The sequence below is a fragment of the Fibrobacter sp. UBA4297 genome (assembly GCF_002394865.1).
Classification (GTDB): Bacteria; Fibrobacterota; Fibrobacteria; order Fibrobacterales; family Fibrobacteraceae; genus Fibrobacter.
The window spans coordinates 1-18,095 of sequence record NZ_DGUZ01000014.1 but is presented as its reverse complement, the minus strand read 5'-3'; the positions used below and the strand labels follow the sequence as shown (position 1 = coordinate 18,095).

General features: G+C 50.9%; 13 protein-coding genes. 5 read left to right on the top strand and 8 right to left on the bottom strand.

Translation table 11 applies throughout. From position 1 onward, the window contains the following. The 3 genes from B3A20_RS07590 to B3A20_RS07580 all read right to left on the bottom strand — a co-directional run bounded on the left by B3A20_RS07590 (position 1) and on the right by B3A20_RS07580 (position 1,752). Positions 1–1,131 carry a glycosyltransferase gene (locus B3A20_RS07590; protein WP_290763285.1) on the bottom strand — a complete coding sequence of 377 codons (1,131 nt, stop codon included), beginning with the start codon at positions 1,129–1,131 and terminating at the stop codon, positions 1–3. A 123-nt stretch (positions 1,132–1,254) separates the two neighbouring features. Then, entirely contained in the window at positions 1,255–1,488 is a 234-nt protein-coding gene (locus tag B3A20_RS07585; RefSeq protein WP_014546645.1) for a DUF2442 domain-containing protein, read from the bottom strand. A 3-nt stretch (positions 1,489–1,491) separates the two neighbouring features. After that, on the bottom strand, positions 1,492–1,752 hold the full coding sequence (locus B3A20_RS07580; RefSeq protein ID WP_290763284.1) for a DUF4160 domain-containing protein: 261 nt from the start codon (positions 1,750–1,752) through the stop codon (positions 1,492–1,494). 305 nt (positions 1,753–2,057) lie between these two features. Between B3A20_RS07580 and B3A20_RS07575 the strand changes: the two genes are divergently transcribed. Then, on the top strand, positions 2,058–2,402 hold the full coding sequence (locus tag B3A20_RS07575) for a hypothetical protein (RefSeq protein ID WP_290763283.1): 345 nt from the start codon (positions 2,058–2,060) through the stop codon (positions 2,400–2,402). After that, complete coding sequence (locus tag B3A20_RS07570; RefSeq protein WP_290763282.1) at positions 2,371–3,327, top strand: TonB family protein; 957 nt, start codon at positions 2,371–2,373, stop codon at positions 3,325–3,327. The genes B3A20_RS07575 and B3A20_RS07570 overlap by 32 nt, the downstream gene beginning before the upstream one ends. Positions 3,328–3,754: 427 nt before the next feature. Here the strand turns inward: B3A20_RS07570 and B3A20_RS07565 are convergent, their stop codons facing one another. Both B3A20_RS07565 and B3A20_RS07560 read right to left on the bottom strand, forming a co-directional pair. Beyond that, positions 3,755–5,395, bottom strand: a complete 1,641-nt coding sequence (locus B3A20_RS07565; protein WP_290763281.1) for a LamG-like jellyroll fold domain-containing protein — start codon at positions 5,393–5,395, stop codon at positions 3,755–3,757. Between the two features lie 61 nt (positions 5,396–5,456). Next, positions 5,457–7,829, bottom strand: coding sequence for an Ig-like domain-containing protein (locus B3A20_RS07560; protein WP_290763280.1), 2,373 nt, complete (start codon positions 7,827–7,829; stop codon positions 5,457–5,459). Between the two features lie 291 nt (positions 7,830–8,120). Here B3A20_RS07560 and B3A20_RS07555 point away from each other — a divergent pair, with 291 nt between their 5' ends. Further along, entirely contained in the window at positions 8,121–8,969 is an 849-nt protein-coding gene (locus B3A20_RS07555) for a TIGR02147 family protein (protein WP_290763279.1), read from the top strand. 77 nt (positions 8,970–9,046) lie between these two features. Here the strand turns inward: B3A20_RS07555 and B3A20_RS07550 are convergent, their stop codons facing one another. Next, positions 9,047–11,686, bottom strand: coding sequence for a hypothetical protein (locus B3A20_RS07550; protein WP_290763278.1), 2,640 nt, complete (start codon positions 11,684–11,686; stop codon positions 9,047–9,049). Between the two features lie 57 nt (positions 11,687–11,743). Between B3A20_RS07550 and B3A20_RS07545 the strand changes: the two genes are divergently transcribed. Both B3A20_RS07545 and B3A20_RS07540 read left to right on the top strand, forming a co-directional pair. After that, positions 11,744–11,974, top strand: coding sequence for a hypothetical protein (locus tag B3A20_RS07545; protein ID WP_290763276.1), 231 nt, complete (start codon positions 11,744–11,746; stop codon positions 11,972–11,974). A gap of 112 nt (positions 11,975–12,086) precedes the next feature. Then, entirely contained in the window at positions 12,087–13,499 is a 1,413-nt protein-coding gene (locus B3A20_RS07540; protein WP_290763274.1) for a CotH kinase family protein, read from the top strand. A 66-nt stretch (positions 13,500–13,565) separates the two neighbouring features. Here B3A20_RS07540 and B3A20_RS07535 read toward each other — a convergent pair whose 3' ends face one another. Next, complete coding sequence (locus tag B3A20_RS07535) at positions 13,566–15,803, bottom strand: rhamnogalacturonan lyase (protein ID WP_290763273.1); 2,238 nt, start codon at positions 15,801–15,803, stop codon at positions 13,566–13,568. 163 nt (positions 15,804–15,966) lie between these two features. Further along, a partial coding sequence (locus tag B3A20_RS07530; RefSeq protein WP_290763271.1) for a glycoside hydrolase family 43 protein occupies positions 15,967–18,095 on the bottom strand: 2,129 nt, incomplete at its 5' end.

The following is an 18,095-nucleotide window of genomic DNA, read 5'->3' as shown; positions in this document are numbered from 1 at the left end:
TTATTTCCACTTAAAACGTCCGAACAGTCCGAATAGTACGGCCAGTACGGTAAAGGGGGCGTGGATGAACTCAACCGGGATGCACCACTTGAGGAGGTGTTCCTGCTTGAATATTTTGAGCCCGCGAATAATGAGAACCATGTCGCCTACGCTCTTGCACAAGAACGCTATCAATGTGGCGACGAATATTTTAAAGCTGAATATCGAGAACACTGCGGTAATGCAGAGCATCGTGAGGAACAGGAATACCATCGAGAGCACAAAGACGATTTTTGGGGTATAGTAGATGGTCTTTGATGCCCAGCGTTTGCGCTGTTCCCAGAGGGCCTTGAGTGTTTCCTTGCCGCTTGTGGTGACGAACGTGGCGGGCGTGATGCAGTAGCGCATGGCCCATGGGCGGTCGGCTGCCAGTTTTTGCATCAGGAGGTCATCGTCTCCGCTCTGGATCTTGATGACGCCCGTAAAGCCGTTCACGCTCTGGAAGAAGCTTTTGCGGTAGGCGAGGTTGTTGCCTGTGCTTGTGAGCGGGAGGTGCATGGCGAGGCCTGCTGTGCCTGCGATGCGGTATATCAGCGTTTCGACCGCCTGCATGCAGATGATGAACGGCGAACTCTTGTCGGTCGGAATGTACGAATGCCCGGCGACAAGTTCAATCCCCGGTTCAAATTCCTTGACGAGGAACTTGATCCAGGACGGCTGTACGATGCAGTCGGCGTCTGTGAGGCAGAGAATTTCGCCGTTGCAGGCGTCAATGAGTTTCGAAAGAGCCTGTTTCTTAGGGCTCACGCCTTCGGGAAGGGAATCAATCGTGAGCACATGGAGGCGTTCAAACTTTGCTTCGTATTCCGCGAGAATCTTCGGGGTGTCGTCCGTGGAGCGGTCGTCGGCTACCCAGACCTCCCATTCGCCCTCGTAATCTTGCGAGAGGACGGAATCGAGTGTTTCGCGGATGCCTTCGGATTCGTTACGCGCTGCAATCAGGATGCTCACCTTCGGGAGCGGTTCTGGATCGGCAAAGCCTTCGCGCACACGTCCGAGCGCACGGTAGAACCGCACTTCTAACCCGAGATAGAAGATGGCGAGTATTGCCAAAAGCCCGATGGCTATGTATGTCAAAACCGTAAGGAACATTGTTCTTCGGCAAAATGTAATAAGGTTTTTTTGAAAGTTTAAAACGCACTCCTAAAATCGCGGGGCATTTTTGCGTATATAATATAATAGTAAGTAACTGAGTGCTGAACGCGTGGGCAGTGACTAGTGCAAGCTCTTGATAAACTCTGGCGCAAAATCTACACCATTTGACCACGTAATTGTGTGGGCTTGCAAGCAGAAATCCTTGAACACGTTTAGGTCTGCGAGTTGCTTCACTATTGCTCGATGGTCTGATTTGATGACTTTCTCAAAATCTGCAACAAAATGATATCCGTCATTGAATGTGACGGATATCTTGTAATTGTCAATATATTTTGCGTCTATCACATGCAGCATTGTTTAAACCAACGGAGCTATTTTTTTATACATCCCCGTTTTTGTTAACGAATTCCAGTTGTCAATCAATTCCTGCTTATGGAGTGTCGCCCACTCAATAACGAGACCTTTGACCCTTGCTGGAAGATTGCCTTCTAGCATTAGAAATGTAGATAATTCGAAGATTCCTTCCAAGTCGTTGTATATTGCATGGAAGTGCGGAGGCATGTGGTCGTTGAAGTACATTTGTATGATGATACCTAAAAAACGGCATAATTCTGGCATTTTGACTCCTTTTCGCAGACAAGCGTGAAACTGCGGAAAATTTTGATTTTTTGGCTCTGTCAAGTCATTTTATACGCCAACCCTGGGTTAGCAAAACTTTCCCAATCCGTCAGCCCATCGAAACCTGCAAATTCACCTCGGAAATGCTGCTTTTAGGCTATTTTGGCCATTTTGACCGCCGCAGCATAACCGTAGCCAGTTCGCAACCATACGGCCAGGCTTGACAGAGCCTGAAAATTGGGCAGGAAAATGTGTTTTTTGCCTGATGTTTGTAGTGGTTTGCTATATATTTAGCATAAAGTCCTATGAGTAAATTTGCTTGTAACGAAAACGGATTGAGCAAAAAGAATCGGCTCCTCTTTGCCCTTGCGGTTGTGGTGTCGCTTTGCTTTGGCTATGGCCACTGCTGGGAGCAGGACCTGATGTTTTCCCTTGGCATAAACGACGACCATCTTGTTATCGGCGCTCGTGGCGGATTTGACCCGAAGGTGTATTATAGGGTTCTCGATTATCCGTATACGGCCCGCTATGCGGCAATCGAGAAGGATTTCGAAGAGGAATCCGGGGCGTGTCCTTTGGGCGGTCCATTATCCGTTCCCCCGTTATTTGTATTCGGCCATGGTCGCAGCACCGGACAGCGTCTATGTTGATGGCAAGGGTGATTTTCTCAGCATGGAGGGGGAGGGCGACTTGGGCATGATTCCGCCGAGGGGCTTGAAATTGCCTGCCGAAGGGGATTCGCTTGCCACACTTTCCCCGAATTCTATGCGAAGGGTTTGGCGGGGAGATGCCGCTATCGCTCCGCTTTCTGCATTTGATGTTATTGTCAGAACCTTGATTCGTTATCGCAAGTGGTATGCTGACAGGTGGGATGTTGACAGAATTTCTTTATACATTGATGGCAGTTTCTTTAGACAGAACAAGTTCCATGAATTGCACCCTTTGATAATTGCGTTGAAGGAAATAGGGTTCAGGTATGTCTGGGTCAATGTCGATGACTCGGATGATGCTTTTCGCCTTCGTTCGATGGAAATGGCCTATCGGGAAATTTACCGGTTGTCCGGTTTGGCGCCTCAAATGGATAATCCCCGCAGTTTTCGAAGGCTGGTTGCGCCCAGTTTGAAGATGGAACAGGCGAGCTTGCACGCGATGAAATTTTTGAAAAAATTCAACAATGATATTGACAAACTTCTTGGGGAAGTAACTGGTTTGTCGAAAGCCGACAGTGACACGCCGTCCGGCAAAGTCTTTATTCCGTGGCGGGCCGATGATATCAAGGTGCGCGGCTCCCGTTCCGCCAAAGATGTCCTGGAAACCATAAGACGTCGCGGGCCGGAATTGTGTGATATCTATAACAATTTCCTGAAGAAGAAATCCGGATTCGATGGCCGCGTTGTTTTGAGATTTGAGATTGCCCCGAGCGGTGAAGTTGTCCGTACGGCCGTCGCGTATTCCTCGACCGGCTACGAGGAGTTCGATAATGCGGTTATGGACTATGTTGGTCGGATGACGTTTGGCGAGGTGGAGTCCGGGAACGCGAAGGTGACGATTCCGCTTACGTTCTATCAGCGGTGATTCGGGGTGAAATGATTTCCGATTTAGCCAAGTTCAGGCGCTCTAGGATGAAGGGCTAATGCGCATATCAGGGCGTTGTCCAAACCATTTTTTTTGCTATTTTTTTAGACAATAGAGTTTTAACTTATAGAAAGAAAAAAGTTCTGACAAAAAAGATGAATAAGACCAACCCTAGGTTAGCAAAACTTTCCCAATCCGTCAGCCCATCGAAACCTGCAAATTCACCTCGGAAATGCTGTTTTTAGGCTAAAAACGCCAATTGGCCCGCCGCAGCATAACCGTAGCAGGTTCGCAAACATACAGCCAAGCTTGACAGAACCGATTTTTTTTGCTCATTTGAGCATCTAAAATATAAACTAGCAAAAGTCGATTGGCAAGAGGTCTTTGCTCAAAAAAATGAATCCGCTAAGTGCGGTGAAATGCTAGCTTACTTTCTCGCGGAAAGTTTTGGCCAGGAATCTTCGGGCTTTTGATTGAGGTAGGTGAGGCGAGTCCAGGAATCGTCGCGGAATGCGCTACCGAGCATGAGCTCGTCTATTTTCCCGTTGAATCCGCCGATTTTAAAGTCTGCAAATTCTCGGTTGCCATCCCAATCGCTGCGGGTTCCTTCGGCTTCAATTTTAACGCCGTTGATAAAGTAGCTTGTTTGCGGTATGGAATGCTTGCTGAATGCAATGAATATCCATTTGCCTGCTTCAATTCCTTTTGTGCCGGACGCCCACGTTTGTTTGTAACTTGCGGTGTCCGTGGCGTAGAACTCTACGACAAAGCCTTGGTCGGGATCGTAGCGGAGAGCGTATTCGTCTGCCTTTTCAAAGATGGTCTGTTGCTTTAGCGTTTCGAGATTGACCCACAGCGAAAAACAGAATTGCTTGCCGTCAAAGGACAAATTAACCTTGCGAGTTGAGTCTACCTTGGCGGAGCTTGTCGCGGTGATTGATGTTGTCGCGTCTAGCGCAATGGATGTGCCGAGAACGCCGTCCGAGTTTTGGCTTCCGGTGTGCGTCTCGAGACCCTCTTCGGCAGAACTTAACTTTCCGTCGAAATAGCCCTTTTCGGCATCGTCCTTGATGTCGGTTCCGCTATCGAAATGGTACACGAGCGAATAGCTGCGGTTGGTCGGGAATACGTCGTGAGCGTAACCTGATTCAAGCGCGTTGTTGAACGAAAGCTCTAGCGAGTCAGAGACGTTTAATGAATCCACGCTTACCCAGAAAATAGCTTCTTTTTCGTCAAAGACTGAATTCACAATCGGGAGCTTTTTGCTACGCTTGCCGTCTTTTGAAATGCGTACAACTTCCCAGCGGCCTTGCAAGCGAGCGAGTGTATCGATGTCGCTGTTTTCTGCGGTCAGGCGGAGCGCAAGCGGAATGTCGCTCACAAAAGACGAGAGCGTGTCTTCGCCTTCGGGGAGTGCAAGCGGGGCGACGAACGTGTATTCGATGTGGGGATAGTTGACGAGCGTCTGGACGGTCGTATCTGATATGACGAAGACATCCCCGTAATCCAACGTGTCGTTTTCTATATAAATTCTGAGACCAAGCGTGTCGGTGGGTAAGCTGTCGATAATGGCTTTTTGCCCGAGGACTGTCACTTTGCATAAAATGGTCGTTCCGGGGATTGTGACCACGGCGGACGTGCCGTCTTCAATGAGGCTGTTGAAAGCGATTTCGACAGAGCCTGGTGCGCGGAGCGTATCGCTAACGGCGATGGAATCGTCTTCGGTGACGCTTACGTTCTGTACGAGGAACCGCTTGCCGGATTCTTCGTGGAATGCTTCGACGGCGTAAGTGCCTGCAGGGATGGAATCGAGGCTGTAGTAGCCTGTGGAATCTGTATCCGTGGAGTAGGCGGCGGGGAGCTCGCCTGAGGCTGCGTCAAAGTCGCTAGGGACGCAATGCACGCGTGCGAATGCGGCGGGCTTGCCGTTATCCAAAAGGAAAATACCGGCGAGTTCCGGAGAACCCGTCTCGGCGCTGTTGCCTGCAATATGGCTGTCGGAGGAGCAACCTCCAAAAATTGCGGCGGACGCAATCGAAACAGCCAATATGTTTTTGCAGAACTTCATTGATACCAATATATATAAGATTTGCTAAAAGCGGGAGGGCTATTAATCGCTATAGTAATCGTTATTGGATATAGTGGCGTAATGTTTTGCCTGTTTTGGAGTATTCAATCACGATGACGTGCGCAGCGGGCATCTTGGCGGGCTTGCTGTTGCCGGAGTACAGCGGGCGTCCTTGAATGTCAAAGATGCGGTAGAAGCCTGCTTCGGCTTCGGTCGCGCGCTGCATGGGGGAGGCGATGCCGATGGTCCCTTCGCTGGAGCTGCTTGCGGGTGTCGCACTGGAGCTAGATTCCGCGACGCTCGATGAAGAAACTTCGCTAGAGCTGGATTCCGCGACTGCTGAGCTGCTTGCGGGAGCCGCACTGGAACTAGATTCTGCCGCGCCTTCGACGGTAAACGTCACGTATTCAGACATCCACGTGAGTCCGGAATTGTCGGTCACGACGGCGACTGCGGAATGTGTGCCCGGCTCGAAACCGCGCGCGTTTACCTGGTAAGGCGCTGCGGTGGCGGTTCCGACGAGCGTGTTGCCGACGTAGAATGCAACGCTTTTCACGGAGCCGTCGTTGTCCTTGGCGTCGGCTTTTAAGGTCACGTCTGCACTTGCAGTGATTTTTGCGCCAGCGGCAGGTGCGGTGAGCGTTACGCTTGCAGCCTTGTTGCTTTGACCGAAGCCTTGGTTGTATTCGGGCATTTTGCCGTAGCGTCCGCCAACGCCCGAGAGGTTCGGGATTTCTTTCGGGAGGTCTGCGACATTGCGCTTTTCAAAACTGTAGCTCGGGTTGAATGTTTCTGCCTGCGGAATGCCTTGCTTCACGGTGCCGTTGTAGCGGTGCTGTTGCTTGGTCCCGTTCCCGAACGTAACTCCGCTAAAGTAAACGTAGCCGTTGTCGCCCCATTCGGCGAGGTAGCCTTGACCATCGCTGATGTAGCTGTTTTCGTAGCGCACGTAAGCCTTGGCGTTTGCGCTGTGACCGTTTGCGCCTGCGATAAAGAAGCGGTTGTAATCGACGTACTGGTTGTACAAATGAACTTGCGAGCCGTTGTTTTCACCGGTGACTTTTGGGACGCGACCGTAAGTGTTGTGCCAGTAGTTGTTTGCATAAGTCAGGTGAGCATCTTCGACAAGCGCCATATAGGGGTCGGTTCCCCAGCAGTTGAACTCGTTCGCGCCGTCAAAATCCAGGTAGCTGATAGTGGCATCATCCACGAATTCCATATCCATGCCGTCACTGATCCATTTATAGCTGATGTGGTCGGCCCAGAATTTGTCTACGTGCTTGCTGGCGGTGCCTACGGTTTCAAGGCCGTCGCCGCCTTCGATCAAGTGCGGGTTCACATCGTAAATCGCGAGGTTGCGGTAGATGTGGTTCCCTGAACCTTCGTTACTGCGCACGGCGATGGATGCTCCGCGGAGGTTGGCACCACGACCCATGCCCACAAGGCTTTTGTTGGGTTTTGTGGTAATCCAGTTGCTCCACGCCTGTAGATTGTCCGATTCCTTCACAATTTCGAGTCCGGATTCGCCGAGGCTCGCGCAACTGTTTTTCTCGAAGGCGATACGGTAGAACTTGTTCGTCTTGCCCGTCACGCGGTTCGTCTCGCCGCAAGTCGTGCGGCACCAAGTACGCCCTTGCTTGTTCGCCTCGGTCACCGCATTGCGCATTTGCCTAAAGTCGTAAGTGCCTTCGGGCACAAGAATCGTCACGGCGTCATTACTCTGCAGGTACTTGCGGATGCTTGCGGAATCGCTTGCAATGACGACTTTGCCTGCGTCGCCACCCGTTGTGGTGACACCGAAGCCCTCGGCTTTCACGTTGAACGTGAAAAGGAGCACTGCTGTCGGGTCAGATTCATCGCTTGTCCAAATCCATTTCGCTTGTGTGTTTGCGGCGAAATTTTCGAGATTGCCTCCGCTCGGGAGCTTGTTGTTTGCGTAAGAAAGCGTTGTGGCGCCTCCCCATTGCGAGAGGTCGCGGCCCTTGTTTTTCCAGGAGTTGTTGCTGACAACGGGCTTTGACTTCCAGCCACTGCCGGAATAGTAAGATTTGTCGAGGTCGTCGATTTGCACGAGAACGCCCGGGGCGCCTTTGCCGTTCACGCTCACGACAGAAATGGCGTTTTCGCCGGGCAGGAATGTCATCGGGATAAAGCGTACTCGGCCTGCCTGGTTATCTTCGGCGAGGAGTGAACCGTTGTGGTAGAGCCTGTAACCGCCATCGGCGACAATCCAAATGCCTGGGCCTTTCCCGGCGTTGTACGTGGCGGCAATCAGCTGTGAACCAACTTTGTCGCCACCGCCGTAAGCGGCGTCGGACGGGAGCGTAACGACTTCAGAGGCTTGAATTTTTGTAGCCGCATCTGCCGCATGTACTGCGGAAATTCCGAAAATTGAGACAACGCTTGCAAGCGCTATTTGACCAAAACCTTTCATACCCATTGTTCCTCACTTTTTTTGCGGTTACCCAACTTTTGGTTTGTTCCATCCCTTTATAGCAATTAAGCCAGGCGTTGCGGGCTGGCGTCTGAAGCCCGCATTGGGGGTAATGGAAGACCGCAAAGCGGGCTGCAATTAGGGGGATTATTCCCCCATACCCATAATCTAAATCTTGCGGCGTGCACTTCAAAGCGCTTTTCTCGTGAAAGCTGATTTCTCGTTGTTTCTGGACAACGCTAAAGTCGCTTTTTTATACCCCGCAAAACATAATTTTCTTACATTTATGGCATGGGCGAAAAGAAACTAGGGAAAAAAATCTTCGAATACCTGGACTACCGGGAGTTTTTGAAGGATTATTATAGCGCAAAGAAGGAGGCGAACCCTGCCTTTTCGCTCCGCGTTTTCTCGGATAAAATCGGGTTTAAGGCCAAAGATTTCATCAGTCGCGTGATGAACGGTGACAAGAATCTTTCGAGCGCGAGCATCCCGAAAGTGGCTTCTGGGCTGCGCCTGGGTAAGCACGAGACCGAGTTTTTTATTGGGCTTGTGAAGTTCAATCAGGCGGATACGATGGAGGGGCGCAATGCTGCGTTTGAAGAAATGCAGGCGGCGCTCAAGGTGGTGCGTTTTTCCGAGAAACAGCATATTCTCGGGCATGCGCAGTACATGGTGTATTCGCATTGGCGGCACCTGATTATTCGCAGTCTTATCGGCATGTTCGGTTTTGACGGCGATTATGAAGCGCTTGCGAAAATGGTCCACCCGCATGTGACGGCGGACGAGGCAAAAAAATCGGTCAGGTTGCTCGAAGACTGTGAACTTATCAAGAAAGGGGATGACGGCAAATACGTGCTCACCGAGAGCGCGATTAGCACGGGGGACCGCACGTCAAAACTTGCGCTGCGCGGTTTCCACCAGCATTGTCTAAAGCTTGCTGCGGATTCTATTGATCGCGACCCGCCGGGTTCGCGTCATGTTTCTGGGCTTACGCTAGGCATTAGCCAGGAAGGTTACGAACGCATCGTGGAGCGCATCAACGCCTTCCGCAAGGAAATTGCGCTCATCGCCGAAGAAGATAAGAATTCAGATAAAGTTTTTCAGTTGCAATTTGCGCTGTTCCCTGTTGGCGGAAAATAATTTTTTCTCTCTATCAAATCCTACAACGAAACACCTCGGCGTTCGCCGAGGTGTTTTGGTTAGGTTGATGAGAATATTTAAAACATTACTCTGTATGGAATTTGCTTTTCGAAGTGACGCCCTTTCAGGTCGTGGAAACCTTGTTTGCGGGGGAACAGACGTAAATCATTGCGGTTTGCCGCTTGTCGATTCATAATTGCGGTAGTTGTTGAATCACCGACTTCTGTGGAGTCTCCTGCAACAATAGTTGATATTGCGAGCTGTTGCGTCACGCCGATGTAGCGGCTAAAGGTGTCGCCAGCGTTGTCCTTGAGCGTAAATTTGATGTAGCCCACGCCACCGAAGTTGTTGGCGAGTTTTACGGTAAGCTTGGAACCGCTCACGGTCGCAGTCACGTCTGTTGGGGTGTTCACGGTATAGAAGCCGTTGTCGTAGCCCTTGGTAAATTGAGCAAGGTCAATGACTTGGGTTTCACCTTTTGCAAAAGTATAGTGGGCGCGGGCCATCCATTCAAGATAACGTTCGAGTTCAGTCCAGCCGTCACCCAATCGGTCTTTGTTTGCGTCGCTAAAGTCACCGCTCTTGGATTTCGGATTGTAACCGTACATATTTTCCCACCAGTCCGGGAGACCATCGAGATCGGAGTCGTAATCGTTTGCCCAGCTTGTGCTCGGATACGGTTCCCAGCCCTTGATATTCGCTGTGTCAATTGCGTCCGTTTCGCGGTCGGGAATTCCTTTGGTTTTGCCGACAGAACCCACGACGCTGTAAGTTCCGTTTTTAGTTTCCCTGATCATGCGCTGGTCATGATTGTCGAGAATGGGCATTGTTTGGCCTACATCGCTCAGCACGTCCTTGTAAGCTGCCGATGCGCTTTGTACGGTGGCGTAAGAGGCGAAGAAAGGTTTGCTGTTCCATGGTTCCCAATCGAGAACTTGCCCGCCGCTCAGTGTGTATTCGCGTCCGCAGTTGTCGTTGTTCCCATTGCAAGTGAATGAACCGTTTGCGGCTTGCAAAATGTTGTTGTGGTAATAGTAAGCTTGCGAACCTTTGCCAGTTCCTTCAAATTGGGCGCGCAACGTATAGCCGTGAAGAGCTGTGCCTGCGCCTTCCTTGTAGTAGTTCCCGACAAAGTTTACTTCGTGCGCTCCGCCATCGGTCACGCGGCTTTTCCAGTTATAGACCACGTTGTTGAAAATGTCCAGGCGACCTGCATAATAGCCGTTACCGTCTAGCCCACCGCCAAGACTCCAGTTGCGCCCTGCGTTGTGCGCCAGCAAGTTGTGGTGGAAACTCCCGATGTCACCGCCGATTGTTGCTGCGTATCCATGTCCTGTTCCTGCTGCGTAGTTCTGGTGGTCTGCAACATCCAAGGCTTCCGAAATCAAAGTGCGTTGTAGCGTCAGGTTTTTGCCGCCGCGACTGCTGAACGCTTCGTCAATTGTCCAGCTGATACTTGCGTGATCAAGAATGCTGTGGTCTCCGCCTGTAAGGCCCATGCCATCGTAAGTTGTGCCGTAACCTAAGCGCACGCGCATAAAGCGGATAACCATATCCTTGCCCGTGAACCCGATGGGGGCGCTCTTGATGGTAATACCCTTGCCGGGAGCCGTCTGCCCAGCAATCGTCACATAGTCCTGATTGCAGACCAGGCGCGATTTCAGCTGGATCATTCCCGACACCTTGAACACGATGGTGCGCGGGCCAATTTCTGCCGTGCATGCCTCGCGCAAGGAGCCCGCACCGTCATCGTTCAGGTTCGTCACGTACACTACCTTGCCGCCGCGCCCGCCGACCGCATTACGACCATAGCCCTCGGCTCCTTCAAACGCCAAACGTCCCGGTTTGAATGACCAGATATTTCCTGCCGTAACCGTTCCGTTCGCATCAACTTCATCTACGCGCCAGTAGTAGGTCTGGAGCGGAGTCGTGTTCGAAACTTTGTATGTCGCTGCCGTCTGCTCGCCTTTGTAAACGTCAGCTGTTGAGGCAGTCGCCTTTAAAACCGCCACAGAATCCGTACCAAAATAGACGCGATGCTTTACGGCCGACTTCGCCGCCGTCCACGAAAGCGTCAGCGCCCCGTTTTCGTGTGGTGCGTGATAATCCAAATCTGCAGGCGAAGGGCCAGTTGCCTGCGCCGCCGCATTGGGCACATTCAGTTCAAAACCATTCAGGGTAATCGTACTCGTGTTTAGCTTTATGGCAGTCGATGCGCCCGTACCGCTTACATTAAAAGTCACGTAGGCAATCGCCGCCTCGCCTGTCGAAAGCGCACGATTCGTGGGCTTGACCGAGGCTTGCTTCGAATTGTTCACATAGACATCAATGCTGTTACTTGCCGCAACGCCATCGACATTGTTCAGGTACAAAAGAAGGCTATGCGTCCCTGCTGCAAGATTCGAAAATGTGAGAGTGATGTTTCCACCACCTTCGACCATCACACCATCGCACACTAGTTTTGCATAGGAAGGTGATTGTACTCCTGCCTTGTACCAGTTCGCCTTGAGATTTCCGCTACCGGCGACCTTGATTTTTACGCCCGAAAGAGTCGTATCTTTGGATGTGACGCCCGAAACCACCCACGGCACATAATTCGGCTCGGTTACTTCGCTTGAATTACGTCCGCTCATGTCAAAATCAACTTTGACGATTGGCGAACCCGCGAAGGCATGCGCAGCGAGTCCCAAAACCAACATTGATTTAAAATATCCCATAACATACTCCCTGTTGCATATAAAAATACCCTCGATTCAACATCGAGGGTAGAGCTATTGAAAATTAAGGTTGTCCGTGGACTACGCTACCTTACTTTTACGGAGGTTCCCGATTCTGTTAAGGGTGCGGAGCAGATTGTAACGGCTTGCAATTCCAAAAAATCCACCAAGGATGTTGCGTCGTTTATTGCGGCGAAAGACTTGGTTCTTTATGTTGGCTTGGATAGTCGTCTAGTTCGCATCCACGGCAAAAACGTGCAAAAGACATTCCGCATCAACAGGGAATAAGCGAAGGTATATTAGAAGCTGGAAAGCCCATTTAAACACCTTTTACACGGAAAATTTCAAGATTCCTTGTTTTAATCAACAAAAAATCTATTTTCCTTTAGAGGTGTTGTTTATGGGATATGTTTGTAACTTTGCGAAGGGCGTTGCCCTTCTTTTCCCGCTATTTCTTTTTGCTTGCGGAAACTCTGAATCGGTGAATTTCATTTCGCCGAACGGATCGCTCGTTTCGTTTGGCGGCGAAGCCCAGAGTTCGTCCAGTGAACTTTTGCAAAGTTCATCTTCTTTGACGATTATACAGTCCTCGTCAATAATCACGCAGTCGTCCTCCTCATCGGTAATCGCGCAATCGTCATCTTCGCGGGTTCCCGTACAATCCTCATCTTCGGTTCTCCCTTCGCCTCCCAATAACGGAGTCCCTTACATTCGTATTATAACTTATGATTCTGCAAATGTCGATAGCGCCTACGCTCTTTGTTCTGTTGAAATTGCTGGGAACGGAATTTATGAGGATTTAGCCCCTGCAAGTGGTAAAATCCGAACTCGTGGAAATTCTACGCGCCTCTGGTACCCTAAAAAGCCTTACCGCGTCAAACTTGATGCAAAGACTTCTGTTCTCGGACTCCCTGCCAATAAAGATTGGGTGTTGCTTGCGAATTATCGCGATCAAAGCAAATTCATGAATGCGGTTGCTTTTGATATGGCGCGTTACATGGGGAGCTTCGCTTTTGTGAACGCCAACCGATTTGTCGAAGTTGAAATCAATGGCGAGTATATGGGCATCTATCAACTTACCGAGCAAATTGAACATGGGGTATCGCGAGTCAATACGGGTAATGGAGGGGTATTGCTGAGTCTTGACAAGGATGATGGACCGGAACTTTCGCCGAGTGCCACGAATAATTTCTATAGCAAAATTTACAAGTTGCCTGTTGCCGTCAAGTACCCTAAAAATGTGACCGCAACGCAAATCGATACCATATCTGCGAACCTTGCAGTTTTGGAACAGGCCATTGCAAATTCCGACTATGACAGCGTTCAAAAACTCATGGATATCAGCAGCTTTATGGATTTTCTAATCTTGCAGGAATTGACGCACAATGTTGAATTAGAAGCCCCGCGCAGTATGTATTTGTATAAGGATTCTTCGGGTTTGTATCACATGGGGCCTGTATGGGATTTTGATGGTGGGTTTGCTTATAGCTGGGATGAAGATACCAAGAAATACTTTGTTGATCAGGACTGGATTTTACATAGAAATCGGGCGGTTTCCGGATTCTTTATAAACTTGTTTGCAAATGAAAATTTCCTGGCTGATTACAAGGCTCGCTGGGGTCAGCTTAAAACAAGTATTCTGGCTGATGTATTTTCAAAGCTAGACGATTATATGTTGCAAACACAAAAGGCTCTTGAAAATGATGCGATAAAATGGACACCTGTCCGCAGTTACATTGACGAAGTTCAAAGCCTCAAAAGCTGGCTTACTGAACGCGTGAACCGTTACGAGTCGGCTTTGCAAAAATACTAGTTAACAAAAGTTCTCCCCTCGACATTCGCCGGGGGGAGGATGGGTTGGGTGTTGGATTAGCTTTCGTTATCTTGTTAGATAAAAACCACGATGTTTACGTTGTTTCACAAGACGTCCTCGCAAATCATAAACGTGTCCAGAACAGTTCAGCAAAGCTCTTTTCGCACTAGGCTTTAGCGAAGTTGTTTTAGCATTCGGATCGTCAATGGTAAATTTCCCGCTGCGGGTTGCTTCGCCGTATTCCGCGTTGCCTCCCTTTGTGGTGATCGTGTAGGTGAATTCTCCGCTGACGGTTGGCGTTCCGCTGAAGTATAGCGAATTTGTCTGTGCGTTCCATTTTGCGCTTACGCCTGCAGGGAGATTTTCAACAGTTGCGCCATCGGCGTTTTGAATTGCGAAAGTGAACGGAACAATTGAATCCCCGAGTGCAATGGCTTGGCTGCTGGAACCTGCGCCCTGCTTGATAATCGCGGCGGGTTTCGGTGTATAATCGCCGACGAGCGTAATGTCAGGCGTCGGGAACTTGTCCTTATTGCCGTATAACCAAAATCCCAAATGCGGAGGTTGATTGTAGGCGGTGTTTTGCCAGCTCATGCCGAGACGGTAAATCGGGTCGTGCGCAAGCGTGTACATTCGATGTTCTGTTGGAATCGTAGTTGTGTAGATGTAGAGCTTGGATGCGCCATCGTGCAAAATGACTTCTTCGCGCCAGTCGCCTAAAATATCACCGCTAAAGTTCGGCGTAGCCTTGGTGGTGTTGCAGCTGTTGCCCTGCATCTGAAAAAGCGTATTGCTTTGTTGTTTGGCATGGTCCCACTTGCTGATAGTCGTGTTGTCCAACAGTTCATCAAGTAAGTCACCGTCCCAATAAATACGGAAGTTATAAGCGGGGCGCTTGTCTGCTTTCCAAATTTTTCCTTTTACGGTATAGGTGTTCCAATTAGCGGCAGACCAAAGTTCGTGTCCACGGTTTAGCGAATCCACATCGCCTGCGACACCGCGCCCGTTATCGCCCGAACTCGTTTCGTTAAAAAGTAGCTTGCCGGTACGGGCATCGTGCAAATCGTAGCCGTAGGGCTTTTCTTCGTGAACTTGCCAAACTTCAAGACCGGGATTATCGGGGTCGAGATCGCTCAAGTGCATGGCATCGCCGTGGCCCTTGCCTGTGCGGTACATGAATTTTCCATCGTGGTCAACGGCGCAACTTCCTTCAATAATTTCATCAAAGCCGTCGCCATCCACGTCGCCTGCGGAAATGTTGTGATTGCCTTGCCCGTAACATTCCTGTCCGCTCGTGGCTGCGTTGTAATACCAGCGTTGTGAAAGTGTCTTGCCATCCCAATCGTAGGCGGTAATTGCCATTCGGGTGTAGTAACCGCGCTGAAATACCATACTCGGCTTTTTACCATCAAGGTACGCATTTGTTGCGAGGAATCTGTCGACACGATTGCCGTAGCTGTCGCCCCAGTTCTTTACCGTACCGCGACCGGGATTGTAATCAACCGTCGCCATTTCCTTACCAGTTTCGCCATTGAAAATGGTAAGCCATTCAGGTCCTGTGAAAATGTAGCCGTTTGAATTCCTGTAATCCTTGCTGTGGTCTGCACCCTTTGCAGAACCGAGTGATAAATAATTGCCGCTGCCGTCTTTTGTTCCGGGAGCGGTCTTTACCGCGAATTCAGCTTTGCCGTCGCTATCATAGTCGCCCACGAGCATCTGCGTGTAATGCGCCCCCGCACGGATGTTTACACCGAGGTCAATGCGCCAAAGTTTTTTGCCACTCATCTTGTAGCAGTCAATGATGACATTGCCTGTTTTCCCCTTCTGCGAATTGTCTTTAGAATTGCTCGGATCCCACTTGAGAATCAGCTCAAATTCTCCATCGCCGTCTACATCGCCTACCGCGATATCGTTCGGGCTGTAGGTGTAATCGCTCCCACCATTCGGACGGTCAAGATTTACAGTCAGATACTGATTACTCCAAACAGAAACTGCAGCGTCAGCCGCTATTTCCTTGCCGCCAACCACTGCTTTCACCGAGTATTTGCTCGATGCTGTTCCTTTCGTATCTGTGTAGTTGCTTGCCTGTGAACCCGTAAAACTGGCGATTTTTTCGCCATCGCGATATAGGTTAAAACCGGTCGTATTACCGTCTGTTCCGAGAACTCGCCAACTGAGGAAAACTCCGTTAGTCGTCTTGACAGCGACCAAACCGCGGTTCAGCCATTCCATCTGGCGAGCCGCCTGCGACATGCCCACTCCAAGTGCGAGCGAAAGTCCAAACATCCACAACTTTTTCATCATCCAATCCTTTTTTTGAATTACAGGTCCCCGCACCACCGGGAACCTGCACCTATAATATATCTCCGGCACTCCAAATAGTACCTTCACCACCACACTTCCGGTTGTCCATAGACAACGGAGACAAGGGAGACAAGTTTCTTCGTGGGCACCTGCGGTGCTGTTGTTACTTCGCAAAAACGGGCTGTCGGGCCTTGCGCAAACGCATTTCCTTTACCCGCGGGCTGTCCGCAGTTCCCAAAAGGCGACCGCGCACATCGTAAACCTTCGCGCCACGCATATCCTGCAGGCTGCGTTCCGTTTCAACGCCCTTGCGAACCGCAAACGACGTGGTCGAAGAATCAGGATCTTCCACCTGGATTTGCGTGCTGTCGCCCGCCACGCTATTCACGGAAACCGAAAGCAGGTCGACCACACTCTTCTCACAAGTAAACCCGAGCGACATCTCGGCAGTTGATGCGCCCCTATTTACCGCCTTGTAGTGATACGCCTTGCCATCTTGCGCCGTGATGCGGGCCGAGTAGGTAACGACATCCTTTTCGCGCGAGACATCCATCACCACTTCGGCGTTGCGCATGATGCCAGCGAAATCGTCCCAGTTCCAGTCAAAATCGTAATCGAACGTTCCCGCGTTATCCATCGCAAAGGCATCGGCACGCAACAGCGTCGTCGCCCCGCCGGCAGTCGCACGCACAATGTAATTGTCCCAGTTGTTTACCTTGTTCGCATCGGTAAGCCCATAGACCGGCTTGTTCCCGTAATTCATAAAGCGGAATGTTGCGCTAAAGTCGCCCGAGACCTTGTATTCAGCCGTCTTCTGCGCATTGAACGCTACATTGTATTCGCCACCGTCGTTTATCGTACCCGCCACGATGCGATTTTCAAGCGCTCCGTAGGCAACGCGGCTCAACTCGAGCGACGCCGCGTCGGCACCGAGCAAGATTTCGTAATCGCCAACCGGTGTCCCCGTAGCCGTAACCGCATACACTAGCGAGTCGGATCCATCCTTCGCCGCACCGCGCAAGAACGCATACACATTTATCAGGTAGCCGTCCTTTTCTGCACGCAGGCGGACTTTTGCACCGTCGTACATCTTCTTGAAGGCATCCCAGTTTTCACCCCAGGCATTCCAGTAGTGCACCGTATTTTCGCCACCGAGCGTTTCCACGGAATAGCCGTCGGCACGCAGGTACCACATGTCGCCACCGTTCCTAAAGACGAGCACCCAGTTGTTCCAGTTTTCGGCTCCGCTCTTTACCTTGTTCCTGAATTCAAATTCCGCGACAAAGTTCCCGCTTACCTTCACGGACTCAAATTCGTCATAGGCATCCCATGCCGTGCTAAAGTCCTTTTTCCCAACGACCTTCACGCTGTCGCCGTAATAGCGGGCATCCTGCAGCACTTCGGTTTTCGGCACACGGTAACCCCAGAAGGCACGGTTCCCCGCCTTGTTCATCGCCGAGAACGTAAGCGTCCGCTTGCTCATATCGTTCTGCAACTGGTCAAGCACCACGCCCTCGTAGACTGTTCCACCTAGAGTAAGCGTCACGTAGCTCCGGCCCTTCGCATAGTCGTAATCCCAGGTTCCCGTGTAGGCGCCTGTCACCGTACCGTCGGCATTGAGCTGCATGTTCTGTTCCTGGTTCACCGCCACGGAATCTTCCCAGGTCTGCGGGTTGTTCCTGGGCGGGTTATGCATAATCACCTTGTACGGGCCCGCGATATCGCTGCGGTCGAGCGCACGCGCCGGTAGCCCGTAACCCTCGTGATACTCGAAAGGTGCCGCCACAATCCAGCCCATCCTGTTAAAGAACAGCTGGTGAGTCTCGACATTGTGCCAACCCGTATGGTTGTTGAACTTGCGGTGATAAACCAGATACATGCCGCCATCGTCGTCGCGCAACAGCGAATTGTGCCCGTCCGCAATTTCGGCACGGTCCTCGGCCCAGAAACTCCAGCGGTAATTCGCGACAATCGGGAATCCGCGGTCGGTATTGCCCCAATAGTTCAGGATAAACTTTTCAAAAATCGCAGGAGTCCCATCCACATCGACATAGGGTCCCTTCACGTCCTTGCTGCGGAACACGCGCATGGTGTAGCCGCCCTCGGGCGAATAGAACCCGTAACTCACGAACAGGTAGTAGTTGCCATTGCCGTCCGCATCCTTGAAATACTGGATGTACGAACCCTCGCCACTCACATAATAACCGCCACCCACGTGGATGCCCATGTAAGGGTCCTCGAGCATCGAAGTCCCGCTCCACTTGGCCGCGCCGTTGTTCCCGTACTTGTACG

What these genes read in the sequence shown, in the direction of transcription:
- B3A20_RS07590 (WP_290763285.1), bottom strand. Translation starts at nt 1,131, where the DNA reads ATGTTCCTTACGGTTTTGACATACATAGCCATCGGGCTTTTGGCAATA.
- B3A20_RS07585 (WP_014546645.1), bottom strand. Translation starts at nt 1,488, where the DNA reads ATGCTGCATGTGATAGACGCAAAATATATTGACAATTACAAGATATCC.
- B3A20_RS07580 (WP_290763284.1), bottom strand. Translation starts at nt 1,752, where the DNA reads ATGCCAGAATTATGCCGTTTTTTAGGTATCATCATACAAATGTACTTC.
- B3A20_RS07575 (WP_290763283.1), top strand. Translation starts at nt 2,058, where the DNA reads ATGAGTAAATTTGCTTGTAACGAAAACGGATTGAGCAAAAAGAATCGG.
- B3A20_RS07570 (WP_290763282.1), top strand. Translation starts at nt 2,371, where the DNA reads ATGGTCGCAGCACCGGACAGCGTCTATGTTGATGGCAAGGGTGATTTT.
- B3A20_RS07565 (WP_290763281.1), bottom strand. Translation starts at nt 5,395, where the DNA reads ATGAAGTTCTGCAAAAACATATTGGCTGTTTCGATTGCGTCCGCCGCA.
- B3A20_RS07560 (WP_290763280.1), bottom strand. Translation starts at nt 7,829, where the DNA reads ATGAAAGGTTTTGGTCAAATAGCGCTTGCAAGCGTTGTCTCAATTTTC.
- B3A20_RS07555 (WP_290763279.1), top strand. Translation starts at nt 8,121, where the DNA reads ATGGGCGAAAAGAAACTAGGGAAAAAAATCTTCGAATACCTGGACTAC.
- B3A20_RS07550 (WP_290763278.1), bottom strand. Translation starts at nt 11,686, where the DNA reads ATGGGATATTTTAAATCAATGTTGGTTTTGGGACTCGCTGCGCATGCC.
- B3A20_RS07540 (WP_290763274.1), top strand. Translation starts at nt 12,087, where the DNA reads ATGGGATATGTTTGTAACTTTGCGAAGGGCGTTGCCCTTCTTTTCCCG.
- B3A20_RS07535 (WP_290763273.1), bottom strand. Translation starts at nt 15,803, where the DNA reads ATGATGAAAAAGTTGTGGATGTTTGGACTTTCGCTCGCACTTGGAGTG.